The 19639-nt window shown below is 54.1% G+C and carries 18 protein-coding genes; 10 read left to right on the forward strand and 8 right to left on the reverse strand.

The annotated features are described in order from the left end of the window. The first annotated feature begins 33 nt into the window (after window positions 1-33). The 8 genes from tatA to ABYK60_RS11750 all read left to right on the forward strand — a co-directional run bounded on the left by tatA (window position 34) and on the right by ABYK60_RS11750 (window position 6452). Entirely contained in the window at window positions 34-276 is a 243-nt protein-coding gene (tatA, locus tag ABYK60_RS11715; protein WP_372872203.1) for a Sec-independent protein translocase subunit TatA, read from the forward strand. A 6-nt stretch (window positions 277-282) separates the two neighbouring features. Continuing rightward, window positions 283-666, forward strand: a complete 384-nt coding sequence (gene tatB, locus ABYK60_RS11720; RefSeq protein ID WP_372872204.1) for a Sec-independent protein translocase protein TatB — start codon at window positions 283-285, stop codon at window positions 664-666. A 3-nt stretch (window positions 667-669) separates the two neighbouring features. Then, window positions 670-1422, forward strand: coding sequence for a twin-arginine translocase subunit TatC (tatC, locus tag ABYK60_RS11725; RefSeq protein WP_372872205.1), 753 nt, complete (start codon window positions 670-672; stop codon window positions 1420-1422). A gap of 94 nt (window positions 1423-1516) precedes the next feature. Then, window positions 1517-2005, forward strand: a complete 489-nt coding sequence (locus ABYK60_RS11730) for a hypothetical protein (RefSeq protein ID WP_372872206.1) — start codon at window positions 1517-1519, stop codon at window positions 2003-2005. Between the two features lie 3 nt (window positions 2006-2008). Next, entirely contained in the window at window positions 2009-2812 is an 804-nt protein-coding gene (locus tag ABYK60_RS11735; protein ID WP_372872207.1) for a TatD family hydrolase, read from the forward strand. Continuing rightward, entirely contained in the window at window positions 2805-4679 is a 1875-nt protein-coding gene (locus ABYK60_RS11740) for a diguanylate cyclase (RefSeq protein ID WP_372872208.1), read from the forward strand. Before ABYK60_RS11735 ends, ABYK60_RS11740 begins: the two co-directional genes overlap by 8 nt. A gap of 14 nt (window positions 4680-4693) precedes the next feature. After that, a complete protein-coding gene (hemB, locus tag ABYK60_RS11745) occupies window positions 4694-5704 on the forward strand; it encodes a porphobilinogen synthase (RefSeq protein WP_372872209.1) in 1011 nt (336 codons plus the stop codon). A gap of 211 nt (window positions 5705-5915) precedes the next feature. Beyond that, the gene (locus ABYK60_RS11750; RefSeq protein ID WP_372872210.1) at window positions 5916-6452 is read left to right on the forward strand and encodes a thioredoxin family protein; all 537 of its coding nucleotides are present in this window, start codon (window positions 5916-5918) and stop codon (window positions 6450-6452) included. Between the two features lie 71 nt (window positions 6453-6523). Here the strand turns inward: ABYK60_RS11750 and ABYK60_RS11755 are convergent, their stop codons facing one another. From ABYK60_RS11755 to rhlB, 3 genes are all read right to left on the reverse strand, one after another. Further along, window positions 6524-9529 carry a TonB-dependent receptor domain-containing protein gene (locus tag ABYK60_RS11755; protein WP_372872211.1) on the reverse strand — a complete coding sequence of 1002 codons (3006 nt, stop codon included), beginning with the start codon at window positions 9527-9529 and terminating at the stop codon, window positions 6524-6526. Between the two features lie 565 nt (window positions 9530-10094). Further along, window positions 10095-11018: an exopolyphosphatase gene (locus ABYK60_RS11760; protein WP_372872212.1), complete on the reverse strand. Its 924-nt coding sequence runs from the start codon at window positions 11016-11018 to the stop codon at window positions 10095-10097. 11 nt (window positions 11019-11029) lie between these two features. Beyond that, window positions 11030-12349 (reverse strand): ATP-dependent RNA helicase RhlB, encoded by a 1320-nt coding sequence (rhlB, locus tag ABYK60_RS11765; protein WP_372872213.1) that lies wholly within the window; start codon window positions 12347-12349, stop codon window positions 11030-11032. A 151-nt stretch (window positions 12350-12500) separates the two neighbouring features. On the opposite strand from rhlB, the gene trxA reads away from it, so the two are divergent. Together trxA and rho are read left to right on the forward strand one after the other, a co-directional pair. Continuing rightward, the gene (gene trxA, locus ABYK60_RS11770; protein ID WP_372872214.1) at window positions 12501-12827 is read left to right on the forward strand and encodes a thioredoxin TrxA; all 327 of its coding nucleotides are present in this window, start codon (window positions 12501-12503) and stop codon (window positions 12825-12827) included. Window positions 12828-13043: 216 nt separating this feature from the next. Continuing rightward, on the forward strand, window positions 13044-14309 hold the full coding sequence (gene rho / locus ABYK60_RS11775) for a transcription termination factor Rho (protein WP_126168392.1): 1266 nt from the start codon (window positions 13044-13046) through the stop codon (window positions 14307-14309). A 60-nt stretch (window positions 14310-14369) separates the two neighbouring features. Here the strand turns inward: rho and ABYK60_RS11780 are convergent, their stop codons facing one another. From ABYK60_RS11780 to ABYK60_RS11800, 5 genes are all read right to left on the reverse strand, one after another. Next, on the reverse strand, window positions 14370-15284 hold the full coding sequence (locus tag ABYK60_RS11780) for a LysR family transcriptional regulator (RefSeq protein WP_372872215.1): 915 nt from the start codon (window positions 15282-15284) through the stop codon (window positions 14370-14372). A 114-nt stretch (window positions 15285-15398) separates the two neighbouring features. Further along, a complete protein-coding gene (locus ABYK60_RS11785) occupies window positions 15399-16127 on the reverse strand; it encodes a fumarate reductase iron-sulfur subunit (RefSeq protein ID WP_372872216.1) in 729 nt (242 codons plus the stop codon). Beyond that, window positions 16124-18166 carry a fumarate reductase flavoprotein subunit gene (locus ABYK60_RS11790; protein WP_372872217.1) on the reverse strand — a complete coding sequence of 681 codons (2043 nt, stop codon included), beginning with the start codon at window positions 18164-18166 and terminating at the stop codon, window positions 16124-16126. The genes ABYK60_RS11785 and ABYK60_RS11790 overlap by 4 nt, the downstream gene beginning before the upstream one ends. Before the next feature lie 72 nt (window positions 18167-18238). Then, the gene (locus ABYK60_RS11795; protein WP_372872218.1) at window positions 18239-18913 is read right to left on the reverse strand and encodes a fumarate reductase cytochrome b subunit; all 675 of its coding nucleotides are present in this window, start codon (window positions 18911-18913) and stop codon (window positions 18239-18241) included. 159 nt (window positions 18914-19072) lie between these two features. Further along, a partial coding sequence (locus ABYK60_RS11800; protein WP_372872219.1) for a fumarate reductase cytochrome b-556 subunit occupies window positions 19073-19639 on the reverse strand: 567 nt, incomplete at its 5' end.

Genomic DNA, 19639 nt, shown 5'->3' on the forward strand with positions numbered 1-19639 from the left:
TAGAACCACTTAATTTTTAGAGAGGAATCCTTCATGGGTGGTATCAGTATTTGGCAATTGCTCATCATCGCACTAATCGTGGTTCTGTTGTTTGGTACTAAAAAACTGCGTTCACTGGGCGGCGATCTTGGCGGTGCCATCAAGGGCTTCAAGAACGCCATGTCCGATGAGGAAAAAAAGGCTCTCGAAAGCAAAGAAGCTCAAGAAACTCAAGCCCAAACCTCACAGCAGGCTGCTGAAAAGAAGCCTGAAGCCGAAAAGAAAGAACAGGCGTAATTCCCTATGTTTGACGGTATCGGCTTTATGGAGCTTTTGCTCATCGCCATCATTGGTTTGGTGGTGCTTGGGCCGGAGCGATTACCTGTGGCAGTACGTACCGTATCGGGGTGGATCCGCGCAATGAAGCGGATGGCCAACTCGGTCAAGGACGAACTGGAGCAGGAACTGAAGATCGAGCAGTTACATGCCGATCTGAAAAAGGCCGAAAGCAAGGGGCTTTCCAACCTCTCGCCAGAGCTGCAAGAGTCAATCGACCAGCTCAAACAAGCTGCGCAGGAGGTTAACCGCCCCTATCAGGTGTCTGAACCAGAAGCTGCCAAGCCCGCTGCAGGCGAGAGCGAAGCGGCCACTGCTTCACAAGCCGAGTCGCCTAAAGCCAACGGATAATTCATGTCGTCACATCAACAACCTCTGATCAGCCACTTGCTTGAGCTGCGCACCATACTGCTCAAGTGTATTGCCGGTGTCATGCTGGTGTTTATCGGTTTGGTTTACTGGGCCAACGATATTTACCACTACATGGCCATCCCCTTGATGCAGGCGCTGCCCGAAAGCTCAAGCATGATTGCCACAGACGTGGCCGCGCCCTTCTTCGCGCCCTTCAAGCTGACGCTGGTGCTGTCATTTTTTATTGCTGTGCCCTATGTGCTGTATCAGATCTGGTCGTTTGTAGCGCCCGGACTGTACAAGCATGAGAAGCGCCTGGTAATTCCCTTACTGGTCAGCAGTACCTTGCTGTTTTACCTTGGTATTGCCTTTGCTTACTTCGTGGTGTTCCCGGTGGTGTTTGGCTTCTTTACCAGCGTTGCGCCGGAAGGGGTGACAGTTGCCACAGACATCAGCAGCTACCTGAACTTTATTCTCAAGCTATTTTTCGCCTTTGGTCTGTCATTTGAAATTCCCATTGCAGTCGTGCTGCTGTGCTGGGCAGGAGTGACCAGTGTGGAAGACCTGAAGCAAAAGCGGCCTTACATTATAGTTTCCGCCTTTATTATCGGTATGCTGCTGACACCACCTGACGTGATTTCTCAGACCATGTTGGCCATCCCCATGCTGTTGCTGTTTGAAGGTGGTTTGCTTGCAGCACGCTTTTACAGTAAAAAGGGCGAAGACGAACAAGAAGAGCAATCGCCAACGGATTAATGTCCTGTCAGCCATTGCCTGCTATCGGCCTGTCCCGTCCGGGTCAGGCCGATGATGTATTTATCGCCAAAGTAGCAATACAAGGAACTCTATAATGCGAAGTTTATGGCTTCTTACCTTAGCTCTGAGCACCCTTCCCGCAATGGCCTCCGTCGAACAACAACTGGCCAACTGTGCCACTATCAGCGACAAACTGGATCGACTGATTTGTTACGATAAACTCGCCGAAACCGCTGCCCGTGCGCCTGTGCTGGTTCCTGCCGCCGCAGTAGCTGCTGCGCCCACAACATCCGCGGCCACTATCTCCAAGCCAGCACCCACTATGGAAGAAAGTTTCGGTAAAACCCAAAAGGCCGAAGAAGAGCCAGATCGAATCGAGCTTGAAATTGCCGATGTGGATAAAGACCAATACGGCAACCTGAAAATCAGCTTCACCAATGGTCAGGTCTGGAAACAAACAGACAGTCGCCGTTATAAGCTCACCACTGGTGAGAAGATATTTATTGAAAAAGGCGCCTTGAGTTCTTTTTATCTGGGCAGCGACAGCCGAAACTCCACCATTCGGGTCAAACGCATCAACTAAGCCATGCCCAAGTATCTGGACATTGCCGTCAACCTGATTGGCAGTGCACTCGAATCCAACCTTGATGACGTTATTTCAGGGGCAGATGCCGCAGGTGTCTCGCCTTTGATTGTCATTGGCAGCAGTCTCGACGAGAGCCGTGCTGCCATGGCTTTGTGCAAAACGTATCCAGACAAACTCTATACCACCGCAGGTGTACACCCACACCATGCCAGTGAATGGCATGAAGGCAGTGCTGCCATTCAAGCCGAATTGTGCCAGGACACATCCGTGGTAGCAGTGGGCGAATGCGGTCTCGATTACAACCGCGACTTTTCACCACGCCCCAAGCAGCGGGAAGCCTTCGCCGCTCAGCTGACGCTGGCGGCCAAACTTGGCAAACCTGTGCTGATGCACGAGCGCGACGCCCATGAGGACTTTGTAGCCATTGTCAGCGAATACAGGGCTGAGTTAAAAGGTGCTTTACTGCACTGTTTTACCGGCACCCGCAAACAGATGGAAAGTTACATTGAGCTTGGGCTGCATCTGGGAATAACCGGCTGGGTATGCGACGAGCGTCGCGGCCAGGAATTAGCTGATTTGGTGAAATTTATTCCCGGCGACAGACTGCTGATTGAAACCGACAGCCCATATCTTTTGCCACGATCTATGCGGCCAAAACCGAAGTCAGGTAAAAACCTGCCCCAATACCTGCCTTACATTGCAGCGGAAATTGCGCGATTGCGGCAAGAAGACGAACGGGCTTTTATCGAACGTACCTACCAAAACAGCCTCAGATTTTTTCAGCTGGGATCCCGCCATGATTAGAGTGCTTATACTCCTTTGTCTATGCGGTGTTATCAACCCCATGGCGCTGGCGGCCAAAACATTAATCCTGACAGAAAGCAGTGCCGATGAGCTGGATCTCACCCCTTGGACGAGTCTTTATCAGGCGAGCGAGGCACTTGATTTAAATGCGTTGCCCCCCAAGGGCGATCCTCGCTGGCAACCGCTTGCAGCCAGCATCAAACGCCGCATAGGTGCAAATAATCTGTGGCTCCGGATTGATATAGACGTCAGGGGCAGCGCCGAAAGCCGGATTCTGACCATCAACAACCCGCTGTTGGACAATGTGAAGCTATACCATCTGGTGAATGACAGCGTCGTCAGTCAACTGCACCTCGGTGATAGTCTGCCATTCAACAGCAGGCCACTGCGCTCTACCCATTACCTTTACCCTTTTCAGTTGTCCCCCTGGCAGCAACACAGTTTTTTACTGGAAATAAATACTGAAGGCAGCGCCCATACCCCCATAAGCCTGATCAGCCCGGGACGCCTCAGCCAACTGTCGGAAAGCCGCAGCCTGGCCCATGGGTTTCAACTGGGGATCCTTACCGCTATTGGCCTGTTCAGCCTGTTTGTGGCCCTCACATCCGGCTCCTTCAGCTACAGCTATTACTCCGCCTATGTGCTCAGCATGACACTGCTGGTTGCCACCGTGCAGGGCGTCGCCTTTCGTTATCTGTGGCCCAATTGGCCAGGCATGCAGGCCTGGGTGATTCCCTTCCTATTGCCGCTGGTAATGTGTTTTGCGTTGATGTTTGCCGAAAAGGTGCTGCAGCTTAAATACTACAATATCCGTATGCTACGGATTTGTCGCTTTAGCGCAGCATTCAGCTTGTTGCTGGCACTGCTGTCCCCCTTCATAAGCTACAGTCTCGCCGTCTTCTGCGACATAGTGGCACTGTTGGTGATCTCCCTGGTACTGCTTACTTTCGCTATCATTCAAGCCTTCAGAGGGCAGAAGCTGGCAAGATTATATTTTCTCGGCTGGATAGTGCTGCTCACCGGCGCAGCCATAAGCAGCCTTATTTATCTCGGCGTCATCAATACCCGGGTAGACCCATTAAGCCCGGCTATGCTCGGAGTCACCTTCGAGATTGTGTTTATGGCGGCTGTTCTGGCCATTCGCTACAGCGACGAGCGCAAATCCAAGTTGCTTATTCAACGTGAAGCACTGGAGCAGGCGCAAAATATCCGCCAAGCCCGCGAAGAGGCTCTTAAGTCAGAGGCAGAAGCCAACGAACGCCTTGAAGATATGGTGCAGGAACGCACGCTGGAGCTGGAAATCGCGCTGCGGGAGCTGAACGAAGTAAACCAAAAGCTGACCGAACAGACCACCATCGATAGCCTGACCGGCGTAAAAAACCGTGCAGCCTTCGATAAACGGTTGCAGGCCGAAGGCCGGATAAGTCGACGCCAGCAAACTCCCATGGCTTTGTTAATGTTGGATATTGACCACTTCAAACGAATCAATGACCAATACGGTCATCTGGCCGGCGATCAGACCTTACGGGTAATAGCCGCTACCCTGAGTGCACATATCAAACGCCCAACCGATCTCGTATCACGTTTCGGTGGGGAAGAGTTTGCTATCATACTGCCGTCAACCGATGAAGAAGGCGCACTGGCGGTAGCCGAGAATATTCGCCGTGCCATCGAAGAACTCGCTATTCATTGGGAAAATCAAAGTATTCCGCTGACACTGAGCATCGGGGTCAGCTGCAGCATTATAGAGAGCGATGAGCATCCACTTGAGCTGCTGGAACAGGCAGACAAGGCGCTCTATCAGGCCAAAGATCTGGGCCGAAACCGGGTATATCTGTTTAGTGACAGTCCCGCCCCCCATTCTTAATCGAGGAGACGATCGTGAACATCATCACCAGTGCCTTCCCACAACGCAGAATGCGCCGTATGCGCAAACATGATTTCAGCCGTCGTCTGATGGCCGAAAACACGCTGACAGTTAACGATTTGATTTATCCGATGTTTGTGCTTGAGGGTAACCACCGAACTGAGCAGGTGGCTTCCATGCCAGGCATAGAACGCTACAGTATTGATCTGCTCCTTAAAGAAGCTGAAGAGCTGGTCGCATTGGGTGTCCCGCTGGTTGCCCTGTTTCCAGTGACACCAATGGAAAAAAAATCACTGCTCGCAGAAGAAGCCTACAACCCGGATGGCCTGGCTCAGCGTGCCGTACGCGCGCTCAAGCGTGAATTCCCACAGCTGGGTGTGATGACCGACGTGGCACTGGATCCCTTCACCACCCATGGTCAGGACGGCATCATCGATGACACCGGCTATATCGTCAATGACATCACCACCGAAATTCTGGTAAAGCAGGCTCTGTCCCATGCCGAGGCCGGTGCCGACATCGTTGCCCCCTCAGACATGATGGATGGCCGCATTGGCGCGATTCGTCAGGCTCTGGAGCAAGCAGGCCATGTGAACACCCAAATCATGGCTTATTCTGCCAAATACTCATCCAGTTACTATGGTCCCTTCCGTGATGCTGTGGGTTCTGCAGGCAATCTCAAAGGTGGCAATAAGCACAGTTATCAGATGGATCCGGCCAATACCGACGAAGCCCTGCACGAAGTAGCCCTGGATATTCAGGAAGGTGCCGACATGGTGATGGTCAAGCCGGGCATGCCATATTTAGACGTGGTTCGCCGAGTCAAGAGCGAACTGGCTGTACCCACTTTCGCTTATCAGGTAAGCGGCGAGTACGCCATGCACATGGCAGCGATTCAAAACGGCTGGCTGGCGGAAAAAGCCATAGTGATGGAATCTCTGCTGTGCTTTAAACGTGCAGGAGCCGATGGCATTCTCACCTACTTTGCCAAGCGTGCAGCCCAGTGGCTTAAAGAACAGAAGTAACAGCTGCACCTGACCAAAACGTCACCCGAATGGGTGGCGTTTTCATTTACAGACAAAAAAGTGATCCAGCCCAAAGCCTTGGGTATTTCCCCTTCTCATCGTATCTGAGCCGTGATTGGATCAGAGCAGGGCGCATTGAACAAGCTCTATGCAGAGAGCTCACTGCGCTTTCCTATTGCTACAGACTTCCCTTCGCTTGTGAGGAAACATGATGCACAATAACGTCAAAGCTTTATTGGCCACCACAGCACTCTTTTTTACAGCGCCATTGCTGGCAGACTCAGGCTGTGGTTTCGAGAACAAGTCCGGTGGCCTGTTTGCCACCTGCAGCGAGGAGAAACAGGAAGTGATCCTGACCGGTATCGTTGAAGCTCAGCGCCTCGTCACTGAGTTACCTGAATTTACTGACGGCTATAAAACCTACGAAGTGGACATTACAGCACTCGACCCAATCAAGGCTGTAACAGAGGCAACTGAAATTGTGGTGATCATCGGCACCTGGTGCCCGGACTGCCACCGCGAAACCCCGCGCTTTATCCGTATTATGGAAGAGGTGGGCAACCCCAATATCAAGGTCACTTACATTGGTGTGGACCGAGCCAAGTCAGATCCTGAAGGGCTGGCTGCCAACTATGAGTTCAAGCGCATCCCCACCTTTATCGTGCGGCAAAAAGGTGAGGAAATCGGCCGTATCGTCGAGCGCCCAACCGAGTCGCTGGAAAAAGATTTAGCGAACATTCTGAAGTAAGCTTCAAGCACAAAAAGGCCGGCAATGGCCGGCCTTTTTCATGTCCCGAAATCAAAACTCGTAGCGGGTTATCAGAACTCGTAGCGGGCAATCAGCGACATATAACGCGCTTCCTGACGACCGGTCACCATGCCGTAGTCCGGGTTCAGCTCCAGACCCGAGGCGGTATCGGCATAGCGGGTACGCTCTTCCCACACCGAAGTGGCGCTGTCGGCATTGAGCAGATTGTACACAGTGCCCTTTAGCATCAGATCGCCACCAAACAGCTCGGTGTTGTAGGTCAGCGACAGATCCACATTGGTCACCCAGGGCAGATTACCGGCGCTGCCGCGGGGTGATGGATTGCCGTTTTCATCGTAGTGCGACACATGGTCGTAGTAACGGCTGATACAGTCTTCCCATGGGCTGCCTGCGGCGCAGCTGTCAACGCCCTGCGGGTGCTGGGAGAAGTAGCTCTGCGGACGACCCGAGGTAGTGCGGGCCACCAGACCCAGCACCAGATTATCGGTGATGTTGTAGGCGCCACTTACCTTAAACGCATGGCGGTGATCATTTGGCAGGTCACCGTAGCCGTGGTCCATCAGGTCAGCATAGTCGTAGGAAGTCGTCCAACCCGGATCGGCCTGATCGTTGTCGGTCTTCACCAGGCCTTCGGTATTACCGTAGCTGTGTGACCAGGTGTAAGAGCTGTTGATGGTCAGGTCGTCATTCACACGGCCATCCAGAGTCAGCTCCACCGCCAGATACTTACGCTTGGCTTCGGGCAGTTGTAGCTCATCCTGAGTAAGAGTGACATTATCCACCTGTCCATCACCATCGAAGTCGTAGGACATGGTGATATCTTCACCCGGGTTATTCAGCACGTAGTAAGAGCCCTGACCCACGTTGTCGGCAATGCCGAGCTCCGCCAGCTTCTTCGCCAGCACTGGGCCCACGTCTGTGTCTTCTACGCTGCGGCCAAGGTCGCGGTAGATAAAGCGCACGCCGCCGCTCATGGTATCGAACAGCTCCTGCTGATAGCCCACAGTAAACTCATCGCTGTACATTGGTTTAAGACTGCTTGAGGCAATCAAACCCGGCTCAGTAATACCGCGCTGACGCCAGTAGCGGTCACGCAGCATATCGCCGCGGCTTGGGGAACCATCAGGCAAGAGCACGGGCGCACCTGAGCCATCCACCTGATCGAGCGCAAAGTACTCAAACCACTCGATAGAGGACGAGCCCTGGGTGATGTTCATATTGGCCGACACCGGCTGGAAGTAACGGCCATAAGTGGCGTACACCTTGGCGCTGCCGTCGCCGTGCAGATCGTAGATGGCCTGCAGACGCGGGGCGATTTGGTTGTCGATGGACACATAGGCGCGACCATCGGAAACCGTGTTTTCAAAGCCGCTGTAACGAAGGCCAAGGTTCAGCACCAGTTGGTCGGTCACCTGCCAGGAATCGTTGGCATAAAACGCCAGCGAAGTGATTTCTGAGTCGGTATAGCGGGTGCGTACGCGGCGCTCAATATAGTCTTCACCGGCGGCAGCGCCAGAGACACTGTTGTTACCGGCGGTCTTCACGCCCCACCAGCCCTGGGCATCGCCAATGCCGTTCTGGGCCGAGGTGTAGTCCACCAGCACCCGGGTGTAATCCACACCGAATTGCAGTGAGTGATTGTCCAGATCCCAGTTAAAGTCGATACGCGCCTGATCGCGGATAAACTCCTGCTCAGACACTGACGAGTTGGTGTGCTGGCTTAGGGTGGTGCTGGTGCGATAGTCGTATACCGATGGATTGGTGGATGCCACCACGTTATCGATATTTTCAGAAGTACGACCCACCACAGCCGACACCGAGAAGCTGTCGGTGAAGTAACCGTTGTAGTTCAGGCTGTAAACCTTACCGCCATCACGGCCGGGAGCGTTTTCACCAATCTGGTCGCCCACCTCGTTGGTTTCCCAGTCGTAGGCGAAGGTGCCTGTATCCCAGGTGCGCTCGTTGCTCATGGCCGACAGGCCAATGGAGTGATCTTCCGAGATGTACCAGTCAAGCTTGGCAAACCAGCGGTCTTCTTCACGCTCTCTGTGACCTGCTGTGGTTTGTCCGGCCCAGTCGCTGTCATCGCGGCGGGGGTTGAACAAACCGTAGTAGAATAACTTGTCCTGAATGATGGCGCCGCTGGCCCACAATTGCAGCTCACGGAAATCGTAGCCGTCCTGCATGGTGTTGGAGGAAATATTGCCGGCACTGTCGAAAATCGAGTCGTGATTGGCGCGCAGGCTGTCCGGCTCCCAACGTATCTGGGTTCCGAACTTGAATTCATTGTCACCGGACTTGGACACCGCGTTGACGATACCGCCCATGGCGCCACCAAACTCGGGGCTGACCCCACCGGTCATGACCTGGGTTTGACTGATGGCTTCCCACGGCAGGTTAATGGAACCCAGACCGGTGCGGATGCTGGTAACGTTCATCCCGTTGAAGTAATAGCCGTTTTCGGCAGATGATGCACCGCCAAAGCTGGAAGCACCACGGAACGACGAGCCACCTGGCGCGGCCGTACCCGGAGCCAGCAGGGCAATGCTTTCAAAGCCCGAGTTTACCGGCATCTGGTTTAAGTCTTCCTGGGTGAAGGTGACACCCGACGTGGAAGATGCCATATCGACCCTACGGATCATGCTGCCGGTGACCGCCAGACGCTCCATTGAAGTCTCACCTGCCCCATACAGCTGACCGTCGAGGATCAGCGCCTGACCCACTTCCACCCGGACGCCGGATTCACGCGAATCATTAAAGCCATCCTTATGGATTTCAATGTCGTACTCGCCCACAGGCACGTTACGCAGCAGGTACTCGCCCTTCTCGTTGGTCGATACTGTGTACACCAAGCCTTTGGTCTTGTGTCTTAAAGTGATGGTTGCGCCGCCAAGGCCAGTACCTTCGGCGCTGATAACCTGACCCTTAACGATACTGGAGCCATCTACCGCCATCGCGGGAGATGACAGCATCAAGGCCGCGCCTACGGCCGCAGCGGCCAGGGTCTTGCGGGCAGAAAAGACACTCTTTGGCGTCTGATATCTTGTTTGGTACATGAGGTTTTCCTTCTTCCCTTGCCTGAAATGATTCTCGGCCCCTGTCCTTCTGGTGGGCAGTTTGCGGTCGAAAACGCAAAAAACCTTAACATCTTTTACATACTGTATACAATCTATTTTATTTGATCTATTTCATACACTTGTAAGCTCAAGTAACAGGAGTCATGTTTTCAATGGATGAAAGAAACCTGGCCCCAATCAGCCTTGCAGGCGAACCGAGGCGGCTAATCTGCCCCCGAAATCATGTCGCAAGTCGATGTAAGTAAAAGACTATTTTAAAGTAGTGTTAATGAAGGAAAGGCGATGGCGAATACCATCAGCGGTTAACTGCCGGATTTCCGGCCTTGACGGCGGATATAGGTAACGCGGGAAACGAAGGGATGGGATTGCTCCAAATTGGGGCGCATAGTATCGAGGGTGATACATAAGACTCAGTGCAGCGCATTCTATAGATACAAAAAACGCCGCTATGCGGCGTGTTGGATTAGTGGTCGATGCCAGGCATCAGCACATGGCCGGCAACAGTGCAAATTGGTGCATGCTGCAAACGATCTTGTTGCGCCGGTTACTGAGCTGAGCCCAGTCGGCGGGAGAGCTCCAACAGCACCCCTTCACGCAGGGCACCACCGGATAGCGAAAGGCTTTCGAGTCCCAGCAGGCGGAACAACGACAGCAGCACAGCAATGCCGGCAGCGAAGGTGGGAGCCCGCTCAGGGCATAGACCATTGATACCATCAAGACTGGCGTCTTCATGCAGCAAGATTTCCTGCTTCAGGCGCTCCAGTACTTCAAGGGTAATCAGCTGCGACTCGCCGCGGTGTGCCAATAATTCCACCACTGACTGCACAGTGCCGGAGGCCCCCACCACTGTGTGCCAGCCAAGGCGCTTAAGCTCAGCTTCTGCAGGTCCCAGAATGCGGTGCACTTCGGCTTCGGCGTCATCAAAGTCGAGCTCTTGCAGTGGTAAATCAGCAAAAAATTGCTTTTTAAAGGTCACACAGCCCATCGGCAGGCTGGTTTTGAACAGCAGCTTATCGCCGTCACCGACAATAAACTCGGTGCTGGCACCGCCGATGTCGATGACCAGGCGGCGCCCTTCACCTGCGGTGGTGGCAACCATGCCGCAATAGATAAGCTCAGCCTCACGCATGCCACAGATAACGTCGATTGGCACCCCCAGAATGGGCAGGGCGCGGGACTTGAACTCCTCGGCATTGGCGATGGCGCGCAGGGTGGCCGTAGCGACTACGGCCACGTTCTCAATGGCGATATGGTGTTTGGCCAGCATCTCGGCAAACATGGCAAGACAATCCAGACCGCGCTGCATCACCCCTTCACTGAGCATGCCATCACAGCCGATCCCTTCGGCAAGACGCACCTTGCGTTTGTATTTGGCCTCGACCCTGGGCTTTCCGGCCACTGTGGTGGCCACCAGCATGTTAAAGCTGTTGGAGCCCAGGGTGATTGCGGCGTATGCGGCTGTCTGCATCTACGACTGTCTTATGAGTGTCTGCGGGTCCTGTCGTGGCGGGGAGGACGACCGCCACCGCTGCGATGGGCACCGGATGGTCGTGGCGAACCGTTGCGATCCCGCAGGTTGCGACCACCTGTGTGGGGCTTACGATGGATTTTCACCGGAGGAGGAATATCAATCAAAGCATCACGATCGTATGACGTCACCGGAATACTGTGCTTAATGTAATCTTCGATGGCTGGCAGGTTGAGGGCGTATTCCTCACAGGCAAAGCTCACCGACACCCCTTTCTGACCTGCGCGGCCGGTACGGCCAATGCGATGCACATAGTCTTCGCAGTCATCAGGCAGATCGTAGTTGTACACGTGGGACACATCGGAAATGTGCAAACCACGTGCAGCAACGTCAGTGGCCACCAGAATATCCAGCTCGCTCTGGGTGAACTGCTCCAGAATTTTCAAACGTCTCTTCTGCGGCACATCACCGGTCAGCAGGCCCACGCGGTGACCATCGGCCTCAAGGCTGGCCCACAGGTTCTCACACTGATGTTTGGTATTGGCAAACACAATGGCCTTTTCCGGCCAGTCTTCTTCAATCAGTGAATGCAGCAGCTTAAGTTTGTCTTCCATGGAAGGATAGAAGATTTCTTCTTTGATATTGCGGGAAGTCTTTTCTTCCGGCGCAATTTCCACCTTCACAGGGTCGTTCATATGATCGTATGCCAGCTCCTGCACCTTCATAGACAGAGTCGCAGAAAACAGCATATTCAGACGGTCTTTCGCGTCTGGCATACGGCGGAACAAAAAGCGGATGTCCTTGATAAAACCAAGATCGAACATACGATCGGCTTCGTCCAATACCACCGCCTGGATAGCGCTTAAATTGATAACGCCCTGACGCACGTAGTCGATAATACGGCCTGTGGTACCAATGAGAACATCCACGCCTTTATCCAGCACCTTGCGCTGAGTCTCGTAGCCTTCGCCGCCGTAAACAATACCTACCTTGAGGCCGCTGTGTTTTGACAGCAAGGTCGCATCCTTGGCAATCTGAATTGCCAGCTCACGGGTCGGAGCCATCACAATGGCACGGGGTTGATTCAGCTGACGATTGTCTGGAATGGGAGTGGTCAGCAGGTGGTTAAAAGTGGCGACCAAAAAGGCAAGAGTCTTGCCAGTGCCCGTTTGAGCCTGACCAGCGATATCTTTTTTCTCAAGCAATACCGGGAGGGAAAGCGCCTGAATAGGCGTACAATGCTCGAAGCCGTTTTCGTTAAGTGCCTGTTTGACCTCGTCACACAAGGGCAGGTCGGCAAACCTTTGTTCGGTTAAGTGTGTTTCGCTCATAGCGGCAGCATACCAGTTGGGGTTGCAATAAGATACTCGATCGTTTGAAATAGCGACAACAGATCGGTGGACACTTGAAATAGTCTAAAACCGCCTCAATATACATGCTAAGCCATTCACAGACCAGCGATGGCATTAATTGGAGAACATCATGAGCGACAAAATTGTAACCCTGAGTGACGACAGCTTTGAAAACGACGTACTGAAGTCTGAACTGCCAGTTCTGGTAGACTTCTGGGCAGAATGGTGCGGCCCCTGCAAAATGATCGCCCCGATTCTGGACGACGTTGCTGCCGAGTACGAAGGCAAGGTTACAGTTGCCAAGCTGAACGTAGACCACAACAACAGCTCCCCAGCCAAGTACGGCGTGCGTGGCATTCCTACTCTGCTGATGTTCAAAAACGGCGAACTGGTTGCTACCAAAGTGGGTGCCCTGTCCAAGACTCAACTGAAAGAGTTCATCGACGCCCAGCTCTAATCTTCGCCCTCAGGCGTGATGCCCGGCACAGCTTTTAGCCAAAAAGTGCCGGGCAGCAGTAAAAATCTGGACGCACCGCGCCATCGATGCTACTTTAATAACCAGATTCTTATCGTTTAAACCACTTCCTCGCAGTTCAATCTTTTCAATACCTTCTAAAAGCATTGCAGATTGAGTGCGGCAAACTTTTTCTCGCGTAAAAAAAAGACCCATCACATGAACCTAAACGAACTGAAAAATATGTCCATCGCCGACCTGGTGGCCTTGGCGGAGAGCATGAATCTCGAAAATATGGCCCGTGCCCGCAAGCAGGACATCATTTTCTCCATCCTCAAAGCCCACGCCAAAAGCGGTGAAGACATCTTCGGTGGCGGTGTATTGGAAATCCTCCAGGACGGTTTCGGCTTCCTGCGCAGTGCCGATGGTTCTTACCTCGCCGGACCGGATGATATCTATGTATCCCCCAGCCAGGTGCGTCGCTTCAACCTGCGAACGGGCGATACCATTGCCGGTAAAATCCGCCCTCCAAAGGAAGGTGAGCGTTACTTTGCGCTGCTGAAAGTGAACGAAGTTAACTTCGATAAGCCGGAAATTTCCCGCAACAAGATCCTGTTTGAAAACTTAACGCCCCTGCACGCCGAAGAGCGTCTGCGCATGGAGCGTGGTAATGGTTCTACTGAAGACATTACCGCCCGTATCCTGGATTTGTGCTCCCCCATCGGTAAAGGTCAGCGTGGTCTGATTGTGGCCCCGCCCAAAGCCGGTAAAACCATGCTGCTGCAAAACATTGCCCAGTCCATCAGCTACAACAACCCTGAAGTGGTGTTGATGGTGCTGCTGATTGACGAGCGTCCTGAAGAAGTGACCGAGATGCAGCGTCTGGTTCACGGCGAAGTGATTGCCTCAACCTTCGACGAGCCAGCCAGCCGTCACGTGCAGGTTGCTGAAATGGTAATCGAAAAAGCCAAGCGTCTGGTTGAACACAAGAAAGACGTAGTGATTCTGCTCGACTCCATCACCCGTCTGGCCCGCGCCTACAACACAGTGGTGCCGTCTTCAGGTAAGGTACTCACCGGTGGTGTGGATGCCAACGCCCTGCACCGTCCAAAGCGTTTCTTCGGTGCAGCCCGTAACATCGAAAACGGCGGCTCGCTGACCATTATCGCCACTGCCCTTATCGACACCGGCTCCAAGATGGACGAAGTGATTTACGAAGAATTCAAGGGCACAGGTAACCAGGAACTGCACCTGTCTCGCAAGGCCGCCGAGAAGCGCGTGTTCCCTGCGATTGACTTCAACCGCTCCGGTACCCGCCGCGAAGAGAAGCTGACCACCAGCGATGAGCTGCAGAAGATGTGGATCCTGCGTAAGATTTTGAACCCAATGGACGAAGTGTCGGCCATGGAGTTCCTTATCGACAAGCTGGCCATGACCAAGACCAACGACGAGTTCTTCACCGCCATGAAGCGCGCTAAGTCGTAAGCTGGTTTGCCATCAAAAAACGCCGCTAACTGCGGCGTTTTTGTTTTGTGATAAGAGTGCTTATTCCAGCGCCAGTTCCAACGCCCTTATCCGCGCGGCAACTTTTTCTTTGAGCATGTCGCGCAAAGCCTGAACCGCCGGAGTGACCTGTGAACGTCCCGGGCACAACAAATACAGCTCCAGCGGTTCACCTTGCCAATCGGTCAGCAGCGGCTTAAGCCGCCCCTCAATCAGGTCCGTAGCCAAATCCAGCTGCGACTTGTACACCACCCCCTTGCCGGCCAAGGCCCAGCGGCGGGCAACATCAGCATCATCACAGCTGCGCCTGCCGCTGACCCGCACCCGGTGCTCAATACCATTCCGAAAAAAGCGCCACTGATCATTGGTACGCTGGGCAAGCTTGAACAAAAGACACTGATGCCCTGTGAGTGCTTCAGGGCTCGCTGGTACTCCGAAGTTGGTCAAATACGCATCTGAAGCTGCGAGCTGGCGCGTCATACGACCAATGAGAAAAGCCACAGCGTCGGGGGCGCTGGGCTTGCCATAGCGCAGTGCCACATCAATATTATCGCGAAACAGGCTGCTAACCCGATCGCCCAGCTCCAGCTGCACTTCAAGCGCAGTATGTTGCTCCATCAGTTCATCAAGCCAGGGCAGGAATATATTGCGGCCAAAATCCGAAGATACGGAGATGCGTAAACAGCCCTCAACAGTGCCCCTGGCGCTTGCCAGAGCCATTCTGCCCTGCTCAAGGGCAGCCAGTGCGTTGCGACAATGAAGCAGGTAATGCTCACCCGCACCGGAAAGCCGCAAGCTGCGGGTGGTACGGATAAACAGCGCCCCTCCGAGCTGTTTTTCAAGCCGTTTAATGGCGGCACTGGCGCTGGCAGGGGTCATATCCAGCGCCAGCGCAGCAGCGCTGATACTGCCGGCCTCAGCCACCTGTACAAACAGTTCCAAATCAGAAGTGAGCATATCCCTTCCCCAGCCAGCGGTTATTGGCTAACACTAAACTGAAACTTCTGGAAAAACAAAGCCCGAGGCGGCATTTCCGCTTCGGGCTTGGGTTTGTATGGCGGCCAGTTTGGATTAAAGCAGCGTCGAGGCCATCTTGCGGCGCAGATAGGCAATTTGCTGCATATGCGGCAAATCTTTGGGGCAGTTATCCTGACAGCCAAGCAGGGTCATACAGCCAAACACCCCGTCCTGATTGCCAATCACATGATAGAAATCATCGGCGCTGCGGCCATCACGGCTGTCGAGCTCAAAGCGGGCAATTTTCATCATACCTACCGCGCCGACGAAGGTATCGCGCATCTGTTTGGTGGCACAGGCCGATACACACACACCGCACTCAACACAGCGCTCAAGCTCATAAAGTTTGGCGGCCTCTTCCGGATCCATAGGGTCTTCCAGACGGTGAATATCCATGTCACCGCCTTTGGGATGCAACCACAATTTCAGCCGCTCAGCCAACTCCCGCATAAACTTGCCGGTATTCACCGATAAGTCACCAATCAGTTCAAATCCCGGCAGTGGCATCAGGGTGATGTCACCCTTGGGATACTTGGCCGTCAGGGTCCGACAGGCCAAGGTAGGGAAACCATTAATAACCATGGCACAGCTGCCGCAAATACCGGCACGGCAGACAAAGTCAAACTGCAGAGAGGGATCCTGCTCCTGACGCAGCTTATTCAGCGCAATAAACACTGTCATACCACTGGTTTCTTCAAGTTGGTATTTGACCATCTTGGGTTGGTCGCCCGGCTCCTGAGGGTCATAGCGGAAAATATTAAATGTCAGAATGCGGCCGCTCATGAATTGTCGTCTCCGGCAGTATTGGGGGATTGGGATGGGTCAGTTACACCGGTCAGCGGACACGACCCTTTCAGACGATCGGCCAACCGCTCATTGGCCGGTTGCAGACTTTGCGGCAGCTCAAATGGCATCAGTGCCCGCTGGCGCACTTCGCGGCTGGCATCGGGGCCAAGAGCCGCAAGAATGTCAGCTATTTCAGCTTCACGCCTGGCGGTATCCGGGTGGGCAATGGCATTATCAGCGCCATAACCACGATAACCCGGGGGCAGTTCCATCGTCATAACATCCAGGGGTTCATAGGCTAACTCCGGCTCCAAGGCGTTGGCATCGGGCCAGCTTGCAAGCGTGCGGCACAGCCAGTCTTTATCGTTACGCTGTGGGAAGTCTTCGCGGGCGTGGGCTCCGCGGCTTTCGGTACGTGCGGCTGCGCCGCAGGCAACCGTCAGCGCCACTTTCAGCATTCTTCGCACCCGCAGCGCTTCCACCAGCTCAGGGTTGGCATGGCGCTTTTTACATTTCACGCCCAGATCCACTGAGCGTGCCAGTAACGCCTTAAGCTGTTTTACCGCTTCATCGAGTTCAGGGCCATTACGGAAAATACCCACGTAGTCCATCATCACCCGCTGCATGGCCGACTTGAGTTCCCAGGCGCTCTCTGTGCCAGAACCTTCAATCAGGCCATCAATTTCGGCTCGCACCTTGTCCACATAACGTTTGGCCAGACCGGTATCCAGTACCAGATCATTGTTATCGCAAAAATCGGCCACATATTTACCGACTATCATCCCACCCACCACGGTTTCGGCCAGCGAATTGCCACCCAAGCGGTTAAAACCATGCATATCCCAGCAGGCCGCCTCGCCGACTGAAAATAACCCCTTAAGCTGGGGGCTTTCACCGGTTGCCGTGGTACGAATGCCGCCCATGGAGTAATGCTGGGTCGGGCGAACCGGGATCCAGTCTACCGCTGGGTCGATACCGAGGAAGTTTTCACAGATTTCTTTCACTTCCCGCAGGTTGGTTTCGATATGCTTGCGCCCAAGCAGGGTGATATCCAACCACAGATGTGGCCCGTAGGGGCTGTCAACGCCTTTGCCCTTGCGCATATGCTCGGTCATGCGCCGCGATACTACGTCGCGAGAGGCGAGTTCTTTTTTCTCCGACTCATAATCCGGCATAAAGCGATAGCCGTCTTTATCGCGCAGCAGGCCACCGTCACCCCGGCAACCTTCAGTGGTCAGAATGCCCACCGGCACAATGGCGGTTGGGTGAAACTGTACTGCTTCCATATTACCAAGAGTGGCCACGCCGGTTTCCAGCGCCAGTGCCTGACCTATGCCTTCACAGATAATAGCGTTGGTAGACACCTCATAAATCCGGCCATAACCGCCGGTGGCTATGGTGGTGGACTTGGCAATATAGGCACGCAGCTCACCTGTGATAAGACAACGGGCCACCACACCGTGGCAGCGCTCACCGTCATGAATAATCGCCAGCGCCTCTACCCGTTCATGCACAGAAACACCAAGGGAAATGGCTTTATTGTCCACCGCATACAAGAGCGAGTGGCCGGTGCCGTCGGCTGTGTAACAGGTACGCCATTTTTTGGTGCCGCCAAAGTCACGGGCATTAATTAGCCCATGGGCAGCTTCGGCTTCTTCAATGGTAATGCGCTCGGCATTCACCACTACCTCACGTGGTCCCTTGGTTACCCGGGTCCAGGGCACGCCCCAGTGGGTCAGTTCCCGCACCGCCTTGGGGGCACAGTGGGCAAACATCCGCGCCACAGTTTGGTCACAGCCCCAGTCCGACCCCTTTACCGTGTCCTGAAAGTGCACATCTTCGTTATCACCAAGGCCCTTGACCGTGTTGCCAAGGCTTGCCTGCATCCCCCCCTGGGCCGCCGCTGAGTGCGACCTCTTGGCCGGAATGAGGGACAACACCAGGGTGTCGTGACCGCGCTCTTTCGCGGCAATGGCGACCCTGAGCCCCGCCAGGCCAGCGCCAACCACCAGACAGTCTGTGTAGATGAGTTTCACATTTGCTCCTTGGCACACTGTTGCAAAGTACGTCGTTGGCAGTTACCTGCCTTATCGTTAATTTGTTTGGCCTCAGGCCGGAGTATGGGGAATAAAGGCCAGCAATGCCGCCAGCCCTATGCCCACAAACAGCACGCTGAGTACTGTCTTGATGGTTCTTAATCTTGCCCGGGTGTTCAAATCCCGCGCCGCCCCCCACTTGAGCGCCACCCGATACAAACCAATGGCAGCATGTAACTCCACTGTGAGCAGCAGCGGCAGGTAAATCAGGTAGCCGTATTCCCCCCAAATCCGCTGGGCACTGCCAACAGGGCCAATGGTTTCCGGGGCGCTGCCCACCAGCCACAAGTGCACCGGCAGCAACATTAAAATCACAATGCCGGTACCGGCCTGCCAGCTCCACAGGCGGGTATCGCTGTGGTTGATGACCTGCATCTGCTGTTTAAGCGCCCTTTGCTGGCGCAAACTCAAGGGCAGTTTATGGATCGCCACCAGCACGTGGAATGCCGCCAGCAACCCCACACCAATGGCAATAAGACTCACCACCCAGGGATAGCCGTGACCATCTTGCGATAAGAAGGCCAGCTCCATGGCACTGGCTACCCAGCTCATGGCCTCCGGCCCAAGCAATATAGATGACACCAGCAGCAGGTGAGTCCATAAAAACAGTGCCAGTATCACGCCGGTCAGGCTTTGCCCCAAATCCAGCACGCCACTCCAACGTCTTGTGTCCAGTTTGCCTGCCATGCTCATCCCTCTTTACCTGTTATTCTTGTGTTGGTTATGAATGCCAATGTCGCTCACAAAACCAAGCTAAACCCTGAGACAGATCAACACAATGCGCATTAAATCAACAATGGCTGAATCAGGATCTGCGTCACTGTTTGGCAAACAGGTCGTGCCAGTTCAGAGCCCTGGAACGAAGGGGGTAACGGGTATCGGCAGGCTTTGACCTATCAGCATATACGCGGTAAGGCTTGCCAGCCCCAGACACAGCAAATACACAATCAGCCCTTTTATCACCCTGCGTACGCGCTTACGGTTTTGCACCCAGCCCCATTTCACCGACACCCGATAAAGACCAATCATGGCATGCACGACCACCGCCGGCAGCAGCAGGCCATAAAGTACCCAGGCGTTATCCTGATATACCCGCTCAGCTGACATATGGGGGCCAATCTCAGGATTTAAGATCATGGTAAACAGGTGCACAGGCACCAGAAAAAACAAGACAAAACCAGTGATAAGCTGCCAGAACCAGGCGTGAGTATCTTTGTGGGCAATAGAGCCCAAATGCGACCTCAACAGCCGCCACTGCCCCAACTGCGTAGGGAAACGGCGCAGCGCCAGGGCAGCATGCAGGCACACCACTACCAGCATCAGCACCGAGAACATCTTGGTCACCCAGGGAAAACCATGGCCGGAGCTGGAAAACATACCGCCTTCGAGCAGTTGTACTACCTGATAAAACAC

It is taken from the genome of Shewanella sp., assembly GCF_041630135.1.
GTDB lineage: Bacteria > Pseudomonadota > Gammaproteobacteria > Enterobacterales > Shewanellaceae > Shewanella.

Bases quoted from the DNA above. Each gene is read 5' to 3' on its own strand.
- tatA (WP_372872203.1), top strand. From the start codon at position 34: ATGGGTGGTATCAGTATTTGGCAATTGCTCATCATCGCACTAATCGTG.
- tatB (WP_372872204.1), top strand. From the start codon at position 283: ATGTTTGACGGTATCGGCTTTATGGAGCTTTTGCTCATCGCCATCATT.
- tatC (WP_372872205.1), top strand. From the start codon at position 670: ATGTCGTCACATCAACAACCTCTGATCAGCCACTTGCTTGAGCTGCGC.
- ABYK60_RS11730 (WP_372872206.1), top strand. From the start codon at position 1,517: ATGCGAAGTTTATGGCTTCTTACCTTAGCTCTGAGCACCCTTCCCGCA.
- ABYK60_RS11735 (WP_372872207.1), top strand. From the start codon at position 2,009: ATGCCCAAGTATCTGGACATTGCCGTCAACCTGATTGGCAGTGCACTC.
- ABYK60_RS11740 (WP_372872208.1), top strand. From the start codon at position 2,805: ATGATTAGAGTGCTTATACTCCTTTGTCTATGCGGTGTTATCAACCCC.
- ABYK60_RS11750 (WP_372872210.1), top strand. From the start codon at position 5,916: ATGCACAATAACGTCAAAGCTTTATTGGCCACCACAGCACTCTTTTTT.
- ABYK60_RS11755 (WP_372872211.1), bottom strand. From the start codon at position 9,529: ATGTACCAAACAAGATATCAGACGCCAAAGAGTGTCTTTTCTGCCCGC.
- ABYK60_RS11760 (WP_372872212.1), bottom strand. From the start codon at position 11,018: ATGCAGACAGCCGCATACGCCGCAATCACCCTGGGCTCCAACAGCTTT.
- rhlB (WP_372872213.1), bottom strand. From the start codon at position 12,349: ATGAGCGAAACACACTTAACCGAACAAAGGTTTGCCGACCTGCCCTTG.
- trxA (WP_372872214.1), top strand. From the start codon at position 12,501: ATGAGCGACAAAATTGTAACCCTGAGTGACGACAGCTTTGAAAACGAC.
- rho (WP_126168392.1), top strand. From the start codon at position 13,044: ATGAACCTAAACGAACTGAAAAATATGTCCATCGCCGACCTGGTGGCC.
- ABYK60_RS11780 (WP_372872215.1), bottom strand. From the start codon at position 15,284: ATGCTCACTTCTGATTTGGAACTGTTTGTACAGGTGGCTGAGGCCGGC.
- ABYK60_RS11785 (WP_372872216.1), bottom strand. From the start codon at position 16,127: ATGAGCGGCCGCATTCTGACATTTAATATTTTCCGCTATGACCCTCAG.
- ABYK60_RS11795 (WP_372872218.1), bottom strand. From the start codon at position 18,913: ATGGCAGGCAAACTGGACACAAGACGTTGGAGTGGCGTGCTGGATTTG.